Annotated in this window: 18 protein-coding genes and 1 tRNA gene; 8 read left to right on the top strand and 11 right to left on the bottom strand. The window is 69.4% G+C overall.

All coding sequences use genetic code 11. The features are described from left to right. Positions 1-89 precede the first annotated feature (89 nt). The 7 genes from IE142_RS16860 to IE142_RS16890 form a co-directional block, all read right to left on the bottom strand. Positions 90-1,610: an alanine/glycine:cation symporter family protein gene (locus IE142_RS16860; RefSeq protein WP_191886540.1), complete on the bottom strand. Its 1,521-nt coding sequence runs from the start codon at positions 1,608-1,610 to the stop codon at positions 90-92. Between the two features lie 983 nt (positions 1,611-2,593). After that, positions 2,594-3,181 (bottom strand): hemerythrin domain-containing protein, encoded by a 588-nt coding sequence (locus IE142_RS16865; protein ID WP_191886541.1) that lies wholly within the window; start codon positions 3,179-3,181, stop codon positions 2,594-2,596. Positions 3,182-3,193: 12 nt separating this feature from the next. Further along, the gene (locus IE142_RS16870; RefSeq protein ID WP_191886542.1) at positions 3,194-4,393 is read right to left on the bottom strand and encodes a hypothetical protein; all 1,200 of its coding nucleotides are present in this window, start codon (positions 4,391-4,393) and stop codon (positions 3,194-3,196) included. Between the two features lie 345 nt (positions 4,394-4,738). Beyond that, positions 4,739-5,014 carry an Lrp/AsnC ligand binding domain-containing protein gene (locus tag IE142_RS36715; RefSeq protein ID WP_229830592.1) on the bottom strand — a complete coding sequence of 92 codons (276 nt, stop codon included), beginning with the start codon at positions 5,012-5,014 and terminating at the stop codon, positions 4,739-4,741. Between the two features lie 62 nt (positions 5,015-5,076). Further along, on the bottom strand, positions 5,077-5,415 hold the full coding sequence (locus tag IE142_RS16880; protein WP_043372068.1) for an STAS domain-containing protein: 339 nt from the start codon (positions 5,413-5,415) through the stop codon (positions 5,077-5,079). After that, positions 5,412-6,671: a PP2C family protein-serine/threonine phosphatase gene (locus IE142_RS16885; RefSeq protein WP_191886543.1), complete on the bottom strand. Its 1,260-nt coding sequence runs from the start codon at positions 6,669-6,671 to the stop codon at positions 5,412-5,414. Before IE142_RS16885 ends, IE142_RS16880 begins: the two co-directional genes overlap by 4 nt. Beyond that, positions 6,671-7,474: an alpha/beta fold hydrolase gene (locus IE142_RS16890; RefSeq protein WP_043372072.1), complete on the bottom strand. Its 804-nt coding sequence runs from the start codon at positions 7,472-7,474 to the stop codon at positions 6,671-6,673. The genes IE142_RS16885 and IE142_RS16890 overlap by 1 nt, the downstream gene beginning before the upstream one ends. A gap of 445 nt (positions 7,475-7,919) precedes the next feature. Here IE142_RS16890 and IE142_RS16895 point away from each other — a divergent pair, with 445 nt between their 5' ends. From IE142_RS16895 to IE142_RS16920, 6 genes are all read left to right on the top strand, one after another. After that, a complete protein-coding gene (locus tag IE142_RS16895) occupies positions 7,920-8,123 on the top strand; it encodes a cold-shock protein (RefSeq protein WP_191886544.1) in 204 nt (67 codons plus the stop codon). 621 nt (positions 8,124-8,744) lie between these two features. Then, complete coding sequence (ctaD, locus tag IE142_RS16900; protein WP_191886545.1) at positions 8,745-10,454, top strand: aa3-type cytochrome oxidase subunit I; 1,710 nt, start codon at positions 8,745-8,747, stop codon at positions 10,452-10,454. Next, on the top strand, positions 10,451-10,825 hold the full coding sequence (locus tag IE142_RS16905) for a hypothetical protein (protein ID WP_191886546.1): 375 nt from the start codon (positions 10,451-10,453) through the stop codon (positions 10,823-10,825). Before ctaD ends, IE142_RS16905 begins: the two co-directional genes overlap by 4 nt. A gap of 156 nt (positions 10,826-10,981) precedes the next feature. Further along, positions 10,982-11,515 carry a hypothetical protein gene (locus IE142_RS16910; RefSeq protein WP_191886547.1) on the top strand — a complete coding sequence of 178 codons (534 nt, stop codon included), beginning with the start codon at positions 10,982-10,984 and terminating at the stop codon, positions 11,513-11,515. 465 nt (positions 11,516-11,980) lie between these two features. Next, positions 11,981-13,228, top strand: coding sequence for a hypothetical protein (locus IE142_RS16915; protein WP_229830595.1), 1,248 nt, complete (start codon positions 11,981-11,983; stop codon positions 13,226-13,228). 751 nt (positions 13,229-13,979) lie between these two features. Beyond that, positions 13,980-14,180 carry a hypothetical protein gene (locus IE142_RS16920; RefSeq protein WP_229830597.1) on the top strand — a complete coding sequence of 67 codons (201 nt, stop codon included), beginning with the start codon at positions 13,980-13,982 and terminating at the stop codon, positions 14,178-14,180. Positions 14,181-14,795: 615 nt separating this feature from the next. On the opposite strand, the gene IE142_RS16925 is transcribed toward IE142_RS16920, so the two are convergent. The 3 genes from IE142_RS16925 to IE142_RS16935 form a co-directional block, all read right to left on the bottom strand. Next, positions 14,796-14,868: transfer RNA gene (locus IE142_RS16925), tRNA-Arg, on the bottom strand. 44 nt (positions 14,869-14,912) lie between these two features. Next, complete coding sequence (locus IE142_RS16930; RefSeq protein WP_191886548.1) at positions 14,913-16,529, bottom strand: IclR family transcriptional regulator domain-containing protein; 1,617 nt, start codon at positions 16,527-16,529, stop codon at positions 14,913-14,915. A gap of 68 nt (positions 16,530-16,597) precedes the next feature. Beyond that, positions 16,598-17,887 (bottom strand): M6 family metalloprotease domain-containing protein, encoded by a 1,290-nt coding sequence (locus IE142_RS16935; RefSeq protein WP_191886549.1) that lies wholly within the window; start codon positions 17,885-17,887, stop codon positions 16,598-16,600. Positions 17,888-18,177: 290 nt separating this feature from the next. Between IE142_RS16935 and IE142_RS16940 the strand changes: the two genes are divergently transcribed. Next, positions 18,178-18,831, top strand: a complete 654-nt coding sequence (locus IE142_RS16940) for a TetR/AcrR family transcriptional regulator (RefSeq protein ID WP_191886550.1) — start codon at positions 18,178-18,180, stop codon at positions 18,829-18,831. Between the two features lie 158 nt (positions 18,832-18,989). After that, positions 18,990-20,534 (top strand): MFS transporter, encoded by a 1,545-nt coding sequence (locus tag IE142_RS16945; protein ID WP_191886551.1) that lies wholly within the window; start codon positions 18,990-18,992, stop codon positions 20,532-20,534. A 100-nt stretch (positions 20,535-20,634) separates the two neighbouring features. Here IE142_RS16945 and IE142_RS16950 read toward each other — a convergent pair whose 3' ends face one another. Beyond that, the gene (locus IE142_RS16950) at positions 20,635-21,159 is read right to left on the bottom strand and encodes a MarR family winged helix-turn-helix transcriptional regulator (RefSeq protein ID WP_370466361.1); all 525 of its coding nucleotides are present in this window, start codon (positions 21,157-21,159) and stop codon (positions 20,635-20,637) included. Between the last annotated feature and the right edge of the window lie 81 nt (positions 21,160-21,240).

Below are 21,240 nucleotides of genomic sequence, written 5' to 3' on the forward strand. Positions count from 1 at the left end.
CCCGTGCTCACCAAGGCGCGGGGTGAGCACGGGCCCTCCCCCCAGCCTTCGGCCGGGGGTGCCCGAGGAGCCGGTCCGCGTGAGGCGGATCAGACGGTGGTCTTCTCCGGCTCCTGGTCGTCGCCGCCCCCGGTGCCGCCGCCCGCCTTGCGGGCCCGGACGAACTCCGTGAACGAGTCGAGTTCGCGCTTGACGACGGGGGCGAGGAGGTAGAGCCCGATGATGTTGATGACGGCGAGCGAGAACAGGACCGCGTCGGCCAGGTCGATCAGGGTCTGCAGCGTCAGCAGCGATCCGGCGATGGCGAAGACGGTGTAGAGGATCTTGTACGTGACCTCGCTGGTCCGGCTGCGGCCGAAGAGGTACGTCCACGCCTTGAGGCCGTAGTACCCCCACGTGAGCACCGTGGAGATGGCGAACAGCATCACCGCGACGGTCAGGACGTACGGGAACCAGGGCATCACCGTCTCGAAGGCGTCGGAGGTGATGGTGACGCCGCCGATGTCCTCGCCGAGAGAGGCCGGGTTGGCGATGACGATGGTCAGCGCGGTCATGGTGCAGATGACGACGGTGTCGATGAACGGTTCCAGCAGGGCGACCAGACCCTCGCTCGCGGGGTGCTTGGTCTTGACCGCGGAGTGGGCGATCGGGGCGGAGCCCAGGCCCGCCTCGTTGGAGAAGGCGGCTCGCTTGAAGCCGATGATCAGCGCGCCGAGCACACCGCCGGCGACACCCTGGGGGTTGAAGGCGCGTTCGACGATGGCGGTGACGGCGTCCGGGACGGCGGTGACGTTCGCCAGGATCACGACCAGGCAGGCGACGATGTAGATGCCGGCCATGGCGGGAACGAGCCTGCTGGTGACGTTGGCGATGGAGCGGATGCCGCCGAGGAGCACGATGCCGACCAGCGCGGCGACCAGGATGCCGAAGAACAGGGCGCCGGCGGAGGAGCCGATGGCGCCGTCCTCGCCGCCGGTGACGGAGACCAGCTGCGCGTAGGACTGGTTGACCTGGAAGAGGTTGCCGCCGAAGAGGCCGAAGAAGAGGATCATGAAGGAGGCGAGGACCGCGAGGACCTTGCCGAGGGTCCGGCCGTTCTTGCCGAAGCGCTCGGCCAGGCCCTTGGGCAGGTAGTGCATCGGGCCGCCGGACACGGTGCCGTCGGCGTGCACCTCGCGGTACTTCACGCCGAGGGTGACCTCGACGAACTTGGTGGCCATGCCGAGCAGGCCGCACAGGATCATCCAGAACGTGGCGCCGGGGCCGCCGATGGAGACGGCGACGGCCACGCCGGCGATGTTGCCGAGGCCGACCGTGCCGGAGACGGCGGCGGTCAGCGCCTGGAAGTGGTTGACCTCGCCGGCCGAGCCCTTCTCGTCGTACTTCCCCCTCACCACGTCGACGGCGAGTCGGAACTTGCGGATCTGGATGAACCCGAACCAGCCGGTGAAGACCAGGCCGGCGACGACGAGCCAGGTGACGATGAGGGGCAGGTCGGTGCCGCCGACGGGAACGGCGTAGAAGACGACCTCTCCCAGCCAACTGGCTATGGGTTCGAAGAATCCGCTGACGGCTTCGTCGACGGACTTGGTGACGGATTCGAGTGACACTTGGCTACCTCGTGGAGCGGTGCCGACGGGCCGGGGGCTCCCGCCGGGGGAGGGGAAGGGCGGTCTCTGAGCGAACGTCGTTGTCCGGTGGGCGAACCCGGCCGCACGGTGCGGTTCCGGACCGTGATCTCGCCGGGTGGTGCTGCTGATGGCTGCCGTCCCTCCACAGCGTGGTGGTGGGCCCAGTCACCTGCGGAGTTGCGACGTTCTACCACGACTTTGCCGAGAGTTTAGTGATACAAGTCACATAACCAACCGTGACCAGCCAAAATCTCGGTACGTGAGACCGGACCGTTATGGGGACGCCGGGATACGTGCAATGCACACTTATGTCTCCCCGGGCGTCGATCTCGGCGGCGAGGGCCTCGATGCCGGTACTGGTCGCATCGCGGATGGGGTCCGACGGCCCTCTGCCCGTGTCCGGGGCGCGAGGGAGCCCGTCAAGGAGGGGCCGAGGCCGCCCGTTCTGCCCGCCTCGGCACCCGTGCGAACCTTCGCTGAGCCGGGACGAGGCCAACCGGCTGCTTGGTCTGGTGTCCCGGCATGGGGCGGGAGCAGGGAACGAGCACGCCGCCCGGACCCCGCAGGATCCGTCGCTCCCGTGCTGTTCGAAGAGGCGGTCAACGCCCCGGACGACGCTGTACGTGCCTGTGCTGCGTCGGCGTCCGACACACCTGCCCTCGACATCGCACCGCGCGTGGCATGGGCTGATCGCGACACCGGGCGGTCTGCGGGACGCGGCGGAACACGCGCCACAGGGCGAGGGCGCCGGGTGACCCTGCCGCATGGTCGGCCGAGGAGTGGACCACGCGCGCCTTCAGGACGTGATGGCAGGCCGGCGGCGATCCGACGGTGCGGCGAGGAGCTCTCGGATCAGTGACTCGTCGATTTCATGAGCTTCTCCCCTCCACGGTCCGTCTGCGGACCGTGGAGGGGAGCGTCCCGGGCCCATGAGCCCGGCCCGGGACGCGGATGTGCCGAACCTACTTGCCCATGGCTTTGCGGACGGTGTCCTTGGTGCGGTCCATGAGTGCAGCGACCGGTCCCAGGGCCATGTTCTTCGCTCCTGACTCGACGCCCGGGTGGGGCCGGGTAGGGGCCATCGCCTCGGCGGCCTTGATGGCCTTCGCCATCGCGGCGAGACCGGTGACGTCGGTGCTGCGGCGGATGTGGGTGAACTCGTAGCGTTCCTCGGCCCGGGCGTGGGCCTGGACGTCCTGGCGCAGCCTGAGCAGCCGGGGCATGAACTTCGGGTCGTCGGTGTCCATCTCGTCGAGCCCGGCCAGCGTCTCCTTGGCCGCCTTCTCCTCGGCGAGACGGTCCTTCACCACCTGCTCGCCGCCGGGAAAGCCCTTACGGGCGAAGGGGTGCACGACCTCTTCCTCGGCGGTCTCGTGCACCGCCAGCAGCCGCACCAGGCGGCGGAAGGCGTCCCGGCGTTCCTCACCCGTGCTCGCCTCGACCTCGTCGAAGAGGTTGCGGATGTCACCGTGCTGGCGCATCAGCAACGCGACGACGTCATCGTCCCTGGCCATGTCGTCCCCGGCCTGCGGGGTGTGCAGCTCGGACATGTCGACCCTCCCCTACTTCTCGCGCTGCGTCGGGTCGGGGTGCTCGCCCTCGGTCTGGACGCGGTACTCGCGGCCGAACATCTCGTCGTGCTCGGTCATGACCCGGTCGCTCGGAGGTGCCTCGCCGCCGTGGATCTGCTCCTGCATCTTCTCGAACCGCTCGTGCGCCTCACGTACGTAGCCGGCGCCGAGCGTGGTCAGGTCCATCTGCGTGTCGAGCAGCTCGCGCAGGTAGCCCTTGTTCGGCTCGAAGGTGAGCACGTTGGGCAGCTCGGGGGCGAGCACGGAGGCGGGATCGCGGCCGTCATGGCGGCGCATCAGGTCGCAGGCGGCGTGCAGGTGCTCCAGCTCCATGTTCAGGTGCAGCTCCCAGATCGCCTTGACCTTGGGGTCGCTCTCCTGCTCCATGAAGGAGTAGTAGAGGTAGCACTCGTTGTACTCGTGGTTGACCAGCTGCTCCCACCACGTCTCCCCCGGGTCCACGAGGGACTCGTAGTGCGTGACGTGCTCCTCCTCGATCAGCCCGATCTCCTGGTAGAGCTGACGGGCGATCGGCTCCATGTAGGTGGGGCCGGTGTTCATGTAGAAGTTCATGGTCTGCTGCTCCGCCGACATGATCGTCAGCGCGTGCAGCTTCGAGAGCGGGTCGGTCTGGTCCTTGGCGTACGGGTCGCGGACGTTGTCGACCGGGTTCCGGTGGTGGAACCGGGTGGGCCGGCCGGGCATGACCTCGGTCAGGTTGTCGACGATCGACTCCGCCTTGCGGTGCTCGATCATCTCGTACAGGTTCGCGTACCGGTACAGATGGTCGAAGTCCTCCAGCACACCGAACTGGTACGCCTGCTTCAGGTACGGGTCCGGCTCCATCCGCGCCACCCACGCCGTCAGGTCCACCGCGACCTGCTCGTACGCGATCGTCGTCTCCAGCACCGAGGAGACACCCGGCAGCAGCCAGTTCACCACCTTCTGCTGCTGTGCCTCGATGTAGCGCACCCGCGCCAGCTGCCGCTTGACCTCCGGATCGACCGTGTTCCGCGCCAGCTGGTGGCTGAACAGGATCGCCTCCACCTCGATCCCGTTCATCGTGATGATCCGGCAGCGGGTGTACGGGTCGCAGTGGTCCGGGTCGATCGGATCCACGTTCAGCTCACGCCAGCTGCGTAGCTGGCGGTCCAGCGGGATACCCCGCTGCTCCAGGGGATTGAACGTCATGGGGCGTGCCTCCTGAGAACGAGGGGGATCCGCGCGCCGCTGGGGGTACCCCGTTTCAGGCGACGAGCACAGACGTGGTCCTCAGTCTGTTCACGACGGGCACTTTCCAGCCACCGCACACACCCGCAGGCCGCTCGGTTCCCCCTCTAGTGGGCCAATAGAGCGTGCGGTGCCGTGCTCATCGGCGAGCGTGTCCGCGCCTCACCGGCTCATGGACGGCAGCCGGTCGTCGACCTCCCGACGCCGACTGCTCAAGCGGCTGCGGCCGGTGGTCGGGGATCGGGGTGGTGACTGCCCGGGCGGGTGGTCTGTCCTGGACGACGTCCTTCATGACGAGGGTGCAGGTCAGACACTGGACGCCGGAAAACCGGGCGAGCTGCTGGTCGACAGCTCCTGTGAGGAGGCCAGGTCCGTGGCCGTGACGCGCAGGAGGTGGTCGGGCTCGCCGAACAGGCGCTGGGCCCGCGGGACGTGCGGGACGGCGGTCACGGCCTTCGCGAAGGCTGTGACGGTGGCGGGCGCCGGCGCCCTGTTGGTCGTGGTGACGGATCCGGTGCCGGAGGGTGGCCGCGACGGCGACGAGGAGCTGCCTGCCAGCCGCCCGCCAACAGCCCTGACCACCGCAGTTGCCCCCGCTCGATCGTCAGACCCCCGCTCATCGAAGTCGTGTCGTCTTCCGCGGTTCAGGGCCGGGTGGCGGCGTCGCTGTCGGGGTGGAGGGGGAAGATCTGGTCGAGGCCGACCATGCGCAGCACACGGAGGGTGTTGGCGGGTACGGCGGCGAGTGCGATGTCGGCATGGAAGGCATCGGCGTGGTTGCGGGCTGCGATCAGGGCGGTGATGCCGCTGGAGTCGCAGAACGTCATCCCGGCCAGGTCGAGGACGAGGCGCTGGCCTGGGCGGAGGGTGAGTGCGGTGAGCCGTTCGCGCAGCTCACCGACGGTGGTGTAGTCGAGGTCCCCGAAGATGCCCAGTACGGGACCGGTGGCGGCGTCTCGGGTGGTGATCCTCATCGGGTTCATGCGTTTCTTCTTGTCGGTGGAGGTGAGGCGGGCACGCCGAGGGCGAGGAGAGCGGTGTCGTCGTCGAGGCCGTCACCCAAGTCGTCCAGCAGGTCCGTCAATGCGCGGATGACGGATGGCGCGGACTTGCCCGCGTGACTGGAGGCGAACTCGAGCAGGGCCTCGTCCCCGTAGAGGGAGGTGCGGTCCTCGCCCGTGCGGGCCTCGGTCAGTCCGTCGGTGTACAGAACAAGGGCGTCGCCGGGGCCGAGCGTGGTGGTGGCGGCGGTGAAGGGTGCGGTCGGCAGGACGCCGACGAGGAGGCCGCCGGGGGTGGGCAGGTAGTCGGCGCGCAGGACGAGCGCCGGCGGGTGGCCGCCGGAGGCGATGCGGACGGTGGCTTCTCCCGTTGTGGGGTGGGGCTCGAGAGTGCCGAAGATGGTGGTGCAGTAGCGCGGGTCGTCACCGGTGTAGCGCTCGTGAAGTACGTGGTTCAGCGTCTTCAGCGCGGCAACGGGATCGGGGTCGTGCAGGGCTGCGGCCCGCAGGGTGTAGCGGATCAGTGAGGTGACGGCGGCAGCCTGTGGGCCCTTGCCGCACACGTCGCCGAGGAAGAAGGCGAAGCGATCGCCGGCGATGGCGAAGAGGTCGTAGAAATCGCCGCCGAGCCGATCCGGAGAGGCGGTGCGGTAATGGGCTGCCGCTTCCATCCCAGGCACCGAGGGCAGGGTGGCGGGCAGCAGCGACTGCTGCAGTACCGCCAGCGCGTCCTGCAGCCGGGCCCGGTCGGCCTCCGCCTGCTTGTGTGCCTGCTCGGCCGCTCTACGGGCCCGCAGGAGCTCCTGCTCGTACGCACGGCGGTCCCGGGCGTCGAAGACCGTGGTGCGGATCAGCAAGGGCTCGCCGTTCCCGCCGTGCTTGACCACGGAGGACACGAGTACTGGGATACGGCCGCCTCCGGCCTGCTTGATCTCCAGGGCTATGCCGCTGATCTCGCCCCGCATCTGCAGCAGGGGGGCGAAGTGCGTCTCGTGGTACAGCTTGCCGCCCACGGTCAGCAGGTCGGTGAAGTGCATCCGGCCCACCACCGCGTCGGCCTCCAGGCCGATCCAGTCCAGGAGGGTCGCGTTGATCTTGGCGATGGTGCCGTCCATCAGCGTGGACAGATAACCGCAGGGCGCGTTCTCGTACAGTTCCTCGACGCTGTCCTCCAGCAGGGCGGCGAATGGCGCAGACGACTTCTTCCCGCAGTCGGGGTCCGGCCCGTTGCGGCACATCACCGCAGGCGCGCAAGGAAGTCGGTGATCGCCCCGTTGGTGGCCTCGGGCGCGGAAAGGTGTGGACAGTGCCCCGTGGCATCGAGCGTGACCAGCTCGGAGCCCGCGATCATCTGGTGAACGAAGGCGCCGACCTCCCGGGGGGCGATCACATCCTGGGTGCACTCCAGGATCAGTGTCGGCACCGTCACGGCCTTCAGGTCGTCCCGCGAATCGGACAGGAACGTGGTGCGGGCGAAGACCCGTGCCATGTCCGGGTCGGTGGCGCAGAAGCTGTTCGTCAGTTCCTCACCGAGCTCGGGCCGGTCCGCGTTCCCCATGATCACGGGCGCCATCGCAGCCGACCAGCCCAGGTAGTTCGATTCCAGGGACTCCAGCAGTTCGTCGATGTCTTCCGCACTGAAGCCGCCCCGGTAGCTCGCGTCGTCGATGTACCGCGGAGACGGCGCGACCATCACCAGCGCCCCGATGCGCTCCGGAGCCGTTCCGGCGGCCAGCACGCCGATCATCGCGCTGACCGAGTGGCCCACGAACACCGCATCGCGCAGATCGAGCGCTTCGCACACCTCCACCACATCACGGGCGTAACCGTCCAATGAGGCGTAACGGCTTTCGGAGAACGCGGACAGGTCGGAGCGGCCCGCACCGACGTAGTCGAACAGCACCACCCGGTAGTCCTCAGCCAGAGCAGGCACGGTCAGACGCCACATGTTCTGATCACAACCGAACCCATGAGCCAGCACCACCGCCCGGCCACGGGGGTTGCCGGTGACGGTGACATTGTTGCGGCGTTCGATATCCATGTCCCCACTCTCTCAGGCTCCGGCCCGCTCTTCCGCACAGCAGCCGATCACCGGGCGCCAGTAGCCTTCGCCCGACATGGCGCCCTGTGGAACTGCGCATCGTTCGGTGTAACTCCCGATCATGGAAAATGCGGCGATGACCAGTGAGAACGTGTGTCCGAGCCCGCAGCGGCCTCGGTGCTGGGCGCTTTCGGGCAGCAGGGAGTCAACGCGTCGACCCGGTCAGCGCCGACGGCCCGCAATCAGGTGGATGAGGTTCGTCCGGCACTCGGTGCCGGATGCTGACCATGGCCAGAGGCCCGCCAGTAGCAATCATCTGCAGGTTCACATCCGAACCGGGTAGGCGGGACCTCAAGGGGTACTCGAAGATGCAGCTCCTGTTACCCAGGGGCTGGAACACGCTCGGAGCTGGGCTGTTCCCGGGAATGAATGAAGGATCGACAGTATGGCCAGCGGCACCGTGAAGTGGTTCAACTCTGAAAAGGGCTTCGGTTTCATCGAGCAGGACGGCGGAGGCCCGGATGTCTTCGCGCACTATTCCGAGATCAGCGGCAGTGGGTACCGCGAACTGACAGAAGGAGAGCACGTCACCTTCGAGATGGGGCAGGGGCAGAAGGGCCCGCAGGCGCAGAACATCGTCCGAGGCTGACCGGTGGGTTGATCCGGCGAGGCGGTCCGGTGGTCCGGCGGCCGCCTCGTCGGCGTTGCGGCGACCAGAGCGGCTCGTCCTGAAGACCAACTTGACGAACCCCAGCTCGGGGCCACACGTGGGGCGCCGCTGCCATCCTGTCGAAGGGTGGCTTGCAGGTGGAGCAGGGGCCTGTTGGGCGGCGGCGATCTGCTGGTCGTGATGGCCTGGTCGTGGTGGCGGAGCAGGTGCCAGCGGGTGGCCGCGATGGTGACCGGGAACGCGGTTCGAGAAGCGTCGCCGGCGACGGACCGTCGCTTGGTGCGGGCTCGCGGAGCGTCGCCCGTGTGGCGCTTCGCAGGGCGCGGGCGTGGTCGTATTCCGCCCGGGCATCTGCCGACCGACGGGGCCGGTTCGGGGCGAGGCGGGGCCGTGAAGTGCGAGGAGCCCTCCGGCACGTCACCCGCCCGACTGAAATATGCGGCCGTTCGGCCCGAGATGGGCCGCGTGCGGGCGCGGTCGCGTACCGGACGGGACTAGGTTCCACGAGGGTTGGCTCAGCGCTGCCCGAAACGCGGGGCCGGAGAGGCGGACCGTCGCCGTCGAACGGCCGACCAGGCGCTCTGTCGAGTGAGGAACGTGATGGCGACCCATACCGAGCCGGTGGCTCCCGTCCCGGTGGCCGAGCGCCGTGGCCGGGGCCACGTGGTGGTCACTTGGTTGACCACGACCGACCACAAGAAGATCGGTCACCTTTACCTGATCACCTCGTTCGCGTTCTTCCTGGTCGGGGGAGTGCTGGCGATGATCGTGCGGGCGGAGCTGGCGCGGCCCGGGCTCCAGATCGTGTCGGCCGAGCAGTACAACCAGTCGTTCACCATGCACGGCACGATCATGCTGCTGCTGTTCGCCACTCCCACGTTCGCCGGTTTCGCCAACGCGATCATGCCGTTGCAGATCGGGTCCCCGGACGTCGCGTTCCCGAGGCTGAACATGCTGTCGTACTGGCTGTTCGCCTTCGGCGGCCTGATCGTGCTCGGCAGCTTCCTCACCACGCAGGGCGCCGCCGACTTCGGCTGGACCGCCTACCCCCCGCTGAGCGGGGGCGAGCGCACCCCGTACACCGGGGGCGACCTGTGGATCATGGGACTGGCGCTGTCCGGTTTCGGCACCATCCTCGGTGCGGTCAACTTCATCACGACCATCATCTGCATGCGGGCGCCCGGCGTGACCATGTTCCGGATGCCGATCTTCACCTGGAACGTGCTGCTGACTTCGGTGCTCGTCCTGCTGGCCTTCCCGGTGCTGGCGGCCGCCCTGCTGGTACTGGAGGCGGACCGCCAGTTCGGCGCCCACGTCTTCGATCCGGAGACTGGCGGGGCGATCCTCTGGCAGCACCTCTTCTGGTTCTTCGGTCACCCCGAGGTGTACATCCTCGCCCTGCCCTTCTTCGGGGTGATCACCGAGATCATCCCGGTCTTCTCGCGGAAGCCGATCTTCGGTTACATGGGCCTGATCGGTGCCACCATCGCCATCACCGGCCTGTCGGTGACGGTGTGGGCGCACCACATGTTCGCCACCGGAGCCGTGCTGCTGCCGTTCTTCTCGTTCATGAGCTTCCTGATCGCCGTCCCCACCGGGGTGAAGTTCTTCAACTGGATCGGCACGATGTGGCGGGGCTCCCTGTCGTTCGAGCCGCCGATGCTGTGGGCGGCCGGCTTCCTGGTCACGTTCCTCTTCGGCGGCCTGACCGGCGTGCTGCTGGCCTCCCCGCCGATCGACTTCCACGTCACCGACAGCTATTTCGTCGTGGCCCACTTCCACTACGTCCTCTTCGGCACGATCGTGTTCGCGATGTTCGCGGGGTTCAGCTTCTGGTGGCCGAAGATGACGGGCACCATGCTCGACACCCGGCTGGAGAAAGTGCACTTCTGGACACTGTTCGTGGGCTTCCACACGACGTTCCTGGTCCAGCACTGGCTCGGCACCGAGGGCATGCCCCGCCGCTACGCCGACTACCTCGCCGCCGACGGCTTCACCGCACTCAACACCATCTCCTCCATCGGTGCCTTCCTCCTGGGCCTGTCCACGCTGCCCTTCCTCTACAACGTGTGGAAGACCGCCAAGCACGGCAAGCGGATCGAGGTCGACGACCCCTGGGGGTACGGACGCTCGCTGGAGTGGGCCACCTCCTGCCCGCCGCCCCGCCACAACTTCGTCACCCTTCCCCGGGTGCGCTCCGAGTCTCCCGCCTTCGACCTGCACCACCCCCACCTGGCCAGCCTCGACCAGGCGGAGAACACCGGGCAACGCGACGCGCTGGACACGAGCGGTCACAAGGGCGAGAGATGACGAACCCGGACGTCCGTGGTCCGTTCCCCGGTCCGGCCTCGGCCATCGCGGCGGAGGCGGAGGGCTTCCTCTTGGCCCGGCAACACCGGCACGACGCACACCGGGAGGCTCAGGCACTCTGCCAAGCCCTGCCCTGGCTGACCACCGCCCAGGCGGAGGACCTCACGCGGCACTACGTCAGCCGCCGCCTGCGCCTCTCGCGTCAGCTGTTCGAGGCAAGCCTGGAACGTGCCGAGGAGCTGAGACGGGAGTACGAGGACCGGTACCTCCAACTGCGACGCGACCTGCTCAGACGGTATTGCGTCTGGGCGTCGTGCGGGCTGGCCTGCGCGGCAGGTGTCAGCGGTGTGCTGTGCACTTTGGCCCGATGAGCGGGCGCGGGACGGCCTGCCTCCGTCTGTGAATGCCCTCCGCATCCGTGACTCGCGGCCGCCGTCCGGCCGCCCGCGGCCTCCCGGACAAGCCGCTGGCGGCCTGACGAGGCCGGGGAGTAGGTGAGCCGGGGCGCGCTGGGTACTCGCTGCGGCATGATGAAGCGCGCGTTGTGGCAGGGGCTGCTGGCCGGTACGACCGGAGTGCTGGTGATGACGCTGGGCGAGAAGGCGGAGCAACGGCTGACCGGCCGGCCCGACTCCCACGTCCCCGCCCGCACCCTGAGACGCCTCACCGGCATGCGGGAGAACCCGGGTCGCCAGCCCGTGCCGGTGAACCTGGCCATGCACGTCGGCCAGGGCGCCCTCCTCGGCGTGCTGCGGTCGGTGATGGCACACGCCGGGCTGCGCGGGCCCTGGTCGTCGGGGAAGTTCGCCGTCGTCCGGCTCACCAGCGACCAGATCCTGGAGAACGCCACCGGCGTCGGCGCCCCACCCGAAACCTGGCCGCGCCGCGAACTGGTCGTCGACCTGCTGCACAAGACGGTGTACGCCTTCGCCACCGGTGCCGTCGCCGATGCCCTGGCCGCGCGGTCGGGCCCCGGCCCGGGGCAGCGTCATGCGTCGGTTCACACCGGCCGCCACGCGGACATCGGTCCCGTGCCGCGCGACCAGGGCCGGGGGCGGTAGCGCCGCCCGAGGGCTGATGGCGGTCGTGCCGCCTCGGTAACGGGCCCAGGGACGCGCGAGGTACTGCGAGAGGTTCGTCCCGGTCGAGCGGGCCCCGGCACCCGGGGTGTCGGGTGACGACGGAACAGGCATCCGTGATCACCTGATCGGCGGTCCAGCCGAAGGGTGCGGTCTCCGTCATCAGCGCTTCGTTGTCCGGTCCGCGGGCCGTCGCCGAGCCGTGCGCAGAAGCCAGGTCGGGTCCATGCGTCCTTGACGTGCGGCAGGTGTCAGCAGTCGTACAGTCGCCGGGCGACCCAGACCCGCACGGGGCCGCTCCCCCGACCAGCCATCGCGATCCAGCGGGCTGGCCGACGGGCCCGGCAGCTTGATCCCGGTCGGATCGTTCGTACTCGTCAAGACTGCTGAACGTCGGCAGGCCGACGGTCTTGATCATGGTGGGATGGTGCCGGTGGCAGTGAGGCGGTGGACAGAAGGGAGTCGTTCCCCGGTACGCGCTCCGGGCAACCGGTGGCAGGCTGCGACGAGGGCGGCGTCAACGTCGCACGCATCGCTCACGCGCTGCCGGCGCTGAGCAGCGGCGTGGGTCAGACCTGGCCGAGGTCCATCTCCACCGGGAAGGTGGCCGTCACCCGGGGAACCGGTCCGCACACCGCGGCGTCGGTTACGCATGTGACTGAAGTGACGCCCACCCTGCCCGCCGACCACAGCGAACTGATCTCCGACCTTTCAGGGATCATCAGCGACTACCCCTCTGTGGACCCGGAACCGGCCCTCGCTGTCCTTGCCGGTGACGCGGCGGAGACGCTCGACCGCAACGGCACTCCGGAAGGACGCCGGGAGCTGACCGGGTACACGATCCTGCTGTATGCCACCTGCGGGTACGTCTCGGCACGCATCTTCAGCAAGTCGCTGTACACGACGTACACGGAGGTCCTGGACGGGATCCGCGCCACGCTCGACCCGACGTCCTGTACCTGCCCGGCCGGAGCCCACCCTGCGGATCTGGACTCGGAGTACGGTGCCGAGGCCGGGGTGAGCATGCTGACCGAGGCCGGCCGCGCCGTATTCGCCGAGGACTGCGGTCTCAATGACGAGGAACTGGCCGCGTTCGACTGCGAGGGGTTCCTCGCCGGCCTCGCCGACCAGGCCGCCGCCCACATACGCGAGGCACACCAGGAGATATTCGGCGACATCGACGTCTCCCACCTCGACGCGCAGTTCATCCGCGACGGCGGCGGCGTGGACGTCGTCGCCATGCAGGAGTCGATCCGGCGTACCTGGGAGGACAACACCGGCCCAGTCGCCTTGTGGTCCGCCCGCCGCTGGCTGTCCGGGCAGGTGCGGGACGAGGAACGGCTCGGCCTGTTCCTGTGCATGTGGATGGGCATCGCCCAGACGTACGAGGGGCTGCCGCCCTCGTACGCCCGCGATCTGGCCGCGGCCCTCGACACCATCGACCTGGACGTCTCCTGCGAGCACTCCCGTCACCCCTGGTCCACCGCCGAGGCCACCGTGCAGTCCCGGTACCGCGCGGTGGTCCACCTGTACGCGCCCGAGGAACACCCGGACACCCCCGTACCCGCCGAACTCTCGGCCCGCGAGCTGTGGGACTGCCCGGGGCAGTACGCCGAGCTGGCACGCAGCGCACTGGTGAATGTCAAGGGTTGGCGTCACATGCGCGGCGGCGAGGACGAGGACTGGGAAGGCTGAGCGGTTCCGGTGCACCACCGGTCGCGTGAAGCTGCCTGAACCCCTCCTCGTGCTGTTCCCGGGATGTTCCCATCGAGCGAAGGGCCCTCCGTGGTGTCCACGGAGGTCCCATGGTGGCCTCTGACCTGTGTTTCTCTGTGCGCCTTCGTGAGTCGCTTCCGCACCTGCCGGTATAATTGGGGAATTGACCCCGGGTCAGCGCCGTGACGCGTTGTGCCCCCGGCAGGGTTCGAACCTGCGACACCCGCGTCAGGAGTTCGGTCCGAGCCCGTCCCAACTGCTGTTGTGGACTGGTGCGGCGGCCGGACAGAGACGCTGATGTACGTCGCTGACCGGCCTCGTTGATGACAGCCGTGGATGTCGATCCGAGCGATCCAGGCTTCACCTCTTGCTCCTCATCTGGGTTGGTAGTCCCAGAAGCAATAGGCGCACGCGCCACGTCCCTCCGCCGTTGCTTCGGCCAACGCGACACGACGCCGAGGATGAGTGTCCATACCCACACTCAGGGCGTACTCCTGCCCATCCTCCAGGGCCTTACAGGCCGAAGAGCGGTGGAAGACCTCGCCCCCGGCTGTGATGTAGACGAACTTGACCAGGCCCTCGGGGACAGGAGCGCAGTCCACGCACTGTTGGACAACTAAGTCGTGCATGCATCGCTCGTCCATGCCGCCAGGTTAGTCAGCGGGTCTGACGGGACCATCACGACTACCTCCACCGCTACTTCGAGATTACCGCCCGCGCCATCGACGGATTGGAGAAGGCCCTGGCCGGCCTCGGCCTCCTGGACGACGCCCTCGCCCTGGACCTGCGCAAACCCCAGGACTACTTCCACCGCGTGTGGTCCACGGCCTTCCGCGCCGCCGACCTCGCCGACGCGGGCAACGACGAGCAGGACGAGTACAGCGATACGTGCACAACCGAAGGCGACGCTCTCGAACAGGACATCGCATGAAGACCGCAGTGGTTCCATAACCCCGCACGGCCGCTGCCCTGGCCGCCCGCTGCCACGAGACCGAGACTGCCCTCCAGCGGGTCCGCGAAGCCATCACCCGACTCCGGCGCGAGAAGGCCCAGGTCAGCGTCGCCGCCGTCACCCGATCGTGCGGCAGACTCTCTCGTCGGCGGGTGGTACATGTGAGGCGTGGTCTGCAGGAAGCTGCCAAGCGGCTCCAGCATCAGGACGCCGCGGCCGCTAAGCAGGCGCTTACGAATGGCATCGACCTTGCTGAACTGCGTAACAAGGCGCAAGAGGCAGGCTTGGATCCGAATGAGGTTGTTGCCGGATACGAGGAGTTGCGGGACTCACAGTGTCTGTTGAGGACGTGCTCAAGATGTTGAGCCGGGCTCCCATCACAGGCTGAACAACTCGGCTCCGCCTACGGATCCTCGCCATTCGCGAGGTGCGTGAGTGGCGGCCCCTCATGAGGCGATCATGCTTGTGGGCCAAGTTTCTCGGCGCGGTTGCTCTCAACTCGTGAGTGCGCGTACTGGCACGCGTGTGGCACGACCCCGGACACGACGAAGGGCCAGCGGGAGGAAACCCCTCCTGAGCCGGCCCTTCTCTCTGTGCCCCCGGCAGGATTCGAACCTGCGACACCCGCTTTAGGAGAGCGGTGCTCTATCCCCTGAGCTACGAAGGCATGGCGGCAAGGTGCGGTGCCGCCGCCGACAGTGTAGCGGTTGGTCAGGCCAGGGGGACCGTGCGGAAGCGGCCGGCGACGCGTAGGTCGGCCTCGATGCGGGCGGCGGTTTCGCGGAGGGGCGGGAGGACGTCCGTCACGCAGGCCGCTGCCGTGCGGCGGGCGGCGTGCATCGCCACGTTCACCGCGGCGACCACCCGGCCCTCCCGGTCGTGGACCGGGACGGCGAGGGAGCGCAGGCCGGCCTCCAGTTCCTCGTCGATCAGGGAGTAGCCCGCCGACCGGGTCTCCGGGAGGGAGAGGAGGACGCGGCCCAGGGAGGTCGTCCGGGCGGGGAGGCGGGTGCCGACCGCGATCCGGGCGCTCAGCACGCGGCTCACGGATGCCCTGGCCGTGTACTGGATCTCCTCGCCCGAGTCGGACAGGACGGCCAGTGCGGTCGACTCGTGGACGCGGGCGGCGAGGGCGGTCAGGTGGGGCTGGGCGATCTGGGGGAGGGAGGTGCGGGAGAGGGGTGGGAAGCCGAGGGAGAGGACCCGGGGGGTGAGGGTGAAGGCGTGGTCGGGGGTCTGCCGTACCAGGCCCGCGTGTTCGTGGGTGATCAGGGCCCGGCGGGCTGTCGCCCTGGCCAGACCCGTCGCCTTCGCGACCTCCGAGAGGGTCAGCTCCGGGCGGTCCTCGCCGAAGGCCGTCAGTACGGTGAGGCCGCGGGCCAGGGATTCGACGAAGTCCCGGCCGAGTTCCTGCTTCGACGCGCCCGTCCAGGCGGCCAGGCCGGCCGGGGGCGGGCCCGGTCGCGGGGGCGGGGCGGCGCGCAGGTCGTCCTCCATCGACCGCACCGCCACGCGGAGGCGGGGCAGCAGGGTCGTGCGCAGGTCGTCCGCCGTGTGGCGGCTGGTGTGGCTCACCACGCTCGCCACGCAGGCCGGGGCGCCGGTGCGGGGGTCCCGCACGGGGACGGAGACCGCGACCAGGCCCGGTTCGATCAGCTGGTCGTCCAGGGACCAGCCATCTGTGGCCGCCTTGGCCGTACGGTGCTCGAAGTCCTCCTGGGGCGTGGGGTGTTCGGTCGGGGGGACGGCCGGGAAGCCGCGGTCTCGGGGGTCCGCCGCTCTGCGGGCGCGCCAGTGCTGCCAGTCGGCCTGCGTCCACTTCGTGGCGAACAGCGGGCCCGGCGCGGTGCGTTCGGCGGGGAGGAGATCGCCGATGCGGAAGCTGAGGGACATCGCGCGGCGGCGCGTGGCCTGGTGGATGAAGCGGATGCCGTCGCGGTCGCCGACCGCCAGGGACACCGACTCGTCCAGTTCGTCGGCCAGGGCGTCGGCGCGGGCGGACAGCAGGGCGGGGAGGCGGAGGGCGGCGAGGTAGGCGTTGCCCAGTTCCATCAGGCGGGGGGCGAGGGCCACGTCGCGGCCGTCGAGGCGGACGTAGCCCATGCGGGCGAGGGTGGCCGTGACGCGGTCGACCGTGGAACGGGCCAGGCCGGTGGCCTTCTCCAGGCCGCTGAGGCTGAGGGTGCCGTCGTCCGCGTCGGTCAGGTGACGGAGTACCGCGATGCCGCGCAGCAGGGGGGCGACCGCCTCGGCCGGTACGTCCGCCCGCCCGGACGGTGCGGCGGCGGGCCCGTTCTGCGGGATGTCGTTCGTGGCGTCGGCGAGCATCGGGTCTCCGGTACGGGGGTCGCGGCGGGCCCGCCTACCGTAATGCCGCCGGATGTGGGCGCCGGTCGTCACCTGCGGGTGACGCTCACCTGGTGGTCGCCCTTCGCGTCCGCTCCCGAGACCGCGATCGTGATGCCGTGGCGCGGGTCCTTGAAGGTCTCGCCGGGGGTGAAGGCCGCGTCCGACAGCTCCGCGTGGACGTTCGGGGCGCGGGTGCAGCCGCCGCTGTCCCGGCGGGAGTCGTAGACCGTCACCGGGCCCATGCCCGTGTCCACGTCCGCGTCGACCTTGTAGACCAGGACGCCCGGCCGGCACACCACCTCGTCGTTGCCGCCGGGGGTGCGCAGTTCGACCGCGTACCCGGACTCGGCGTCCAGCGGGACGACCACCAGTTTGTCGCCGCCCTTGCGGGCCAGCGGGGTCAGTGTGTACTCCGTCGTACCCGGTGCCGACGCGCAGTGCACCTGAGTGCGGTCCAGCCAGCCCAGCTTCCACTTGTGCCAGCCCAGGAGGTCGTTGTTGGCGCCCCAGTCCTCGCTCATGATGTCCCAGTGGCCGACCGCGCCCCCGCCCTCCTGGGTGTAGAGGTCCGGGAGTCCGAAGACGTGGCCGTTCTCGTGGGGGAGGACGCGGTAGCCGGTCTCGTCGTAGGAGCCGGAGCCGTCGTCCTGGCGGGAGTAGACGAAGGAGGCGTTGGCGACCGGGACGCCGTCGGCGATCGGCGCCTCGTGGTTGCCGGCGAAGGTGACGGACAGGACCGTGTCCAGGGCGGAGGGGCCGGCGTTGGGGGTGACCAGCACGTTCAGGAGGTCGTACGCGCGGAAGTCGACCTTCGCGTCGGCCCGGGTGACCAGGTCCTCGACCAGTTCGCGGTAGCCGGGCTCGAAGGGCGCGCCGCGCTCTATGCCGTACTCGGCGAACGACTTCGGCATGCGCAGCCAGTCCCGGATCGGTGTCTCGGGGCGGTAGTCGAGGCGGCCGTAAGAGCTGGTGCGGAACCACTCCTCGGTCTGCGGGAAGAACTCCGCGTACCGGTCGAGCGCCTTGCCCTCGCCGGGGGCGTCGGAGAAGTCGATCATCAGGGTGAGGGCGCGGACGGTGCCCGTGGAGCGGGCGTAGCCGGCGGAGGTGGGGACGCCCTCGGACATCTGGATCTCGGGGCCGCCGCTGATCATGCAGGGGCCGTGCGCGGAGGAGCGGGAGAGGGGGGCCGGGCCGGGGCCCGCCGCGGTGGTGCCGGGGGCGAGCCGGCCGGTGCCCGCCGAGGTGCTGACCGCGAAGGTCACGGCGGTGACGGTCGCGATCGCGGCCACTCTGCGCGGGCGTATGCGGCGGCTCGGCTGCGGCTGCGGCTGCATGCGGACCTCCCGGGCCACGGCAGCCGCCCGACTTCGGCTGCACCCTTGGGCTCACCCTGTGCCGAGGGGTGGGCGGGCGCGCGCTGGAGGAGCCGATCGTGGGTTTCTCGCCGGTAGCGGCCGATCGGGGGACCGCGGGTCACTCCTGGGCCCTCGCATGTGACTCAGGTCACGGCGGGTTTTTTCGGGGACGGGAAATAACCGGGGATCGTTTCCCCGTTTGGTCATGTGTCCAGGCGAAACGGGGATTCCCTCCCCGGATCGCCAACCCGACGTCCGAGGAGTACGCCGTGCAGACCGCAACCCCCGAGCAGCGGAAGGCGACCCGGCCCCGCGCCGACGCCCTGCGCAATCGGGAGCGGATCGTCGCCGCCGCCCGGGAGATGTTCGTCGAGCACGGGCCCGACGTGCCGCTCGACGACGTCGCCCGCCGGGCCGGGGTCGGCAACGCCACGGTGTACCGCAACTTCCCCGACCGAGACGCCCTCGTCCGCGAGGTCGTCTGCTCGGTCATGGACCGCACGGCACGGGCGGCCGAGCTCGCGCTCGCGGAGACCGGCGACGCGTTCGAGGCGCTGGAGCGCTTCGTGCACGTGGCCGCCGACGAGCGGATCAGCGCCCTGTGCCCCATGGTGTCCAGCACGTTCGACCAGCACCACCCCGACCTGGAAGCGGCGCGCGAACGGGTCGAGCGGCTCGTCGCCGAGGTCATGGACCGGGCGAAGGCGGCCGGTCAGCTCCGCGCCGACGTGGGCGTGGGCGATCTGATGATCGCCGCGGCCCAGCTCAGCAGGCCCCCGGCCGGTACGGGGTGCCTGAGTGCCGACCGGTTCGTCCATCGCCACCTGCAGCTGTTCCTGGACGGGCTGCGGGCTCCGGCCCGATCCGCCCTGCCGGGCACGGTCGTGACCATGGAGGATCTGCGCCGGCCCTGCGACCCGTAGTTCCGCGAAGATCCGCCGTCTGACGCAGGCGAAGACGGCACAGAAGCCACAAGACTCACCGTCCGACCGGAGGGCGGCGGCTCCCGCAGCCGTCGCACCGGTCCAGTCGTCCCTTTGCTCACCTTTTTCCGTCACGAAGTCCCGAAGTGGGTATCCCCATGTCTCAATCAGCCGTCCAGGCCTCCGGCGTCACCGACGCCCCGGACGCCGGCCGCTGGAAAGCGCTCGTCTTCATCGCGCTCGCCCAGCTGATGGTCGTCCTCGACGCCACCATCGTGAACATCGCCCTGCCCTCCGCCCAGCAGGACCTCGGCATCTCCGACGGCAACCGGCAGTGGGTCGTCACGGCCTACGCCCTCGCCTTCGGCGGTCTGCTGCTGTTCGGCGGCCGGATAGCCGACCTGTGGGGCCGCAAGCGCACCTTCGTCGTGGGCCTGGCCGGCTTCGCCGTCGCCTCGGCGCTCGGCGGTGCGGCCACCAACGAGGCGATGATGTTCGGCTCCCGCGCCCTCCAGGGCGTCTTCGGCGCCCTGCTCGCGCCCGCCGCGCTCTCCCTGCTCGCCGTGATGTTCACGGACGCCAAGGAGCGTGCCAAGGCCTTCGGCATCTACGGTGCGATCGCCGGTGGCGGTGGTGCCGTGGGTCTGATCCTCGGCGGTTTCCTCACCGAGTACCTGAACTGGCGCTGGACGTTCTTCGTCAACATCCCGTTCGCGGTGGTCGCCGCGGCCGGTGCCTACTTCGTCGTCCGTGAGCCTAAGGGCGCCCGCAACCGCTCGCCGCTCGACATCCCCGGCGTGATCCTCTCCACCCTCGGTCTGGTCGCGCTCGTCTACGGCTTCACCCGCGCCGAGTCCGAAGGCTGGAGCGACGCGGTGACGGTCGGCATGTTCGTCGGCTCCGCCGCGCTGCTGCTGGCCTTCGTGGTCGTCGAGTCGCGGGTGAAGGCCCCGCTGCTGCCGCTGCGCGTGATCACCGAGCGCAACCGGGGCGGGGTCTACCTCTCGCTGGGCCTGGCGATCATCGCGATGTTCGGCCTGTTCCTCTTCCTGACCTACTACCTGCAGATCGTGAAGGGCTACACGCCGGTCAAGACCGGCTTCGCCTTCCTGCCGATGATCGCGGGCATGATCACGGGGTCCACCCAGATCGGCACCCGCCTGATGACGCGGATCGCGCCCCGGCTGCTGATGGGCCCCGGCTTCCTGGTCGCCGCAGTCGGCATGCTGCTGCTGACCCAGCTGGAGATCGACACCTCGTACGCCGCAGTGCTGCTGCCCGGCATGCTGCTGCTCGGTCTCGGCATGGGTACGGCGTTCATGCCGGCCATGTCCATGGCCACGCAGGGCGTCGAGCCGCGGGACTCCGGTGTCGCCTCGGCGATGGTCAACACCTCGCAGCAGGTGGGCGGTGCGATCGGTACGGCGCTGCTGAACACCATCGCCGCCTCGGCCACCACGTCCTACGTCGCCGACCACATCGGCGGTGCGGCCACCCGGTCCCAGCAGCAGCTGGTCCAGCTGGAGGGGCAGGTGCAGGGCTACACCAGCGCGATCTGGTTCGCCGTCGGCATCCTGGTGGTGGCGGCCGTGATCGCCCTGACCTTCGTCAACGCCGGGCGTCCGGGCGGCAGCGCCGTCACGGGTTCCGGTTCGGGCGACGCGGCCGAGGAGGAGCTGCCGGTGCCGGTCGTCGCCCACTGACGACGCCGGACGCGGTACCCCTCGGGCCCCTGTTCCATCCGTGCGCAGGGGAGGGGACGCCCCTCGCGCACGGTTCCCGGGACCTGCCCCGGCCGCGCGTTCAGCGCAACCAGGGCAGGTCCGCCCCCGCTTCGCGGGGCTGAAGTCCCTCGGCGACGATCCGCATGATCTCGCCGAGGGACTTCTGCTGTTCCGGGGTGAGGCGGTCGAACACGGCCTGGCGTACGGCGTCCACGTGGCCCGGCGCGGTCCGGCGCAGCACCTCGTACCCCTCGTACGTGAGGATGGCGAACTGGCCCCGCTTGTCGGAGGGGCAGTCCTCGCGGCGCACCCAGCCGTTCTTCTCCAGCCGGGCGACCGCGTGCGAGAGACGGGAGCGGGTGATCTTGGCGTACCGGGCCAGCTCCGTCATCCGCAGCCGTCGGCGCGGTGACTCGGCGAGCTTGACCAGCAGGCCGTAGTAGACGTGCGGCATGCCCGCGTCGCGCTGGAGCTGGCGGTCGAGGTGGTCCTCCAGGAGGGTGGCCGCCTCGATGTACGAGCGCCAGACGCGCTGCTCCTCGGCGGTGAGCCAGCGGGGCTCGTCGGCGGAGGGCGGGATGGGTGCCGTGTTCATGTATGCCATCGTACGAGTCCTTGAACTTTAAACAAGAAACCCTTAAATTCGACGATGGACAGCTTGAGAATTCAAGTAACTGGAGCCGTA

This window comes from Streptomyces mutabilis (assembly GCF_014649815.1).
Taxonomy (GTDB): Bacteria; Actinomycetota; Actinomycetes; order Streptomycetales; family Streptomycetaceae; genus Streptomyces; species Streptomyces mutabilis.

Coding starts and splice junctions, on each gene's coding strand:
- IE142_RS16865 (WP_191886541.1), bottom strand. CDS start 3,181: ATGTCCGAGCTGCACACCCCGCAGGCCGGGGACGACATGGCCAGGGAC.
- IE142_RS16870 (WP_191886542.1), bottom strand. CDS start 4,393: ATGACGTTCAATCCCCTGGAGCAGCGGGGTATCCCGCTGGACCGCCAG.
- IE142_RS16880 (WP_043372068.1), bottom strand. CDS start 5,415: ATGAACCCGATGAGGATCACCACCCGAGACGCCGCCACCGGTCCCGTA.
- IE142_RS16885 (WP_191886543.1), bottom strand. CDS start 6,671: ATGTGCCGCAACGGGCCGGACCCCGACTGCGGGAAGAAGTCGTCTGCG.
- IE142_RS16890 (WP_043372072.1), bottom strand. CDS start 7,474: ATGGATATCGAACGCCGCAACAATGTCACCGTCACCGGCAACCCCCGT.
- IE142_RS16895 (WP_191886544.1), top strand. CDS start 7,920: ATGGCCAGCGGCACCGTGAAGTGGTTCAACTCTGAAAAGGGCTTCGGT.
- ctaD (WP_191886545.1), top strand. CDS start 8,745: ATGGCGACCCATACCGAGCCGGTGGCTCCCGTCCCGGTGGCCGAGCGC.
- IE142_RS16905 (WP_191886546.1), top strand. CDS start 10,451: ATGACGAACCCGGACGTCCGTGGTCCGTTCCCCGGTCCGGCCTCGGCC.
- IE142_RS16910 (WP_191886547.1), top strand. CDS start 10,982: ATGATGAAGCGCGCGTTGTGGCAGGGGCTGCTGGCCGGTACGACCGGA.
- IE142_RS16930 (WP_191886548.1), bottom strand. CDS start 16,529: ATGCTCGCCGACGCCACGAACGACATCCCGCAGAACGGGCCCGCCGCC.
- IE142_RS16935 (WP_191886549.1), bottom strand. CDS start 17,887: ATGCAGCCGCAGCCGCAGCCGAGCCGCCGCATACGCCCGCGCAGAGTG.
- IE142_RS16945 (WP_191886551.1), top strand. CDS start 18,990: ATGTCTCAATCAGCCGTCCAGGCCTCCGGCGTCACCGACGCCCCGGAC.
- IE142_RS16950 (WP_370466361.1), bottom strand. CDS start 21,159: ATGGCATACATGAACACGGCACCCATCCCGCCCTCCGCCGACGAGCCC.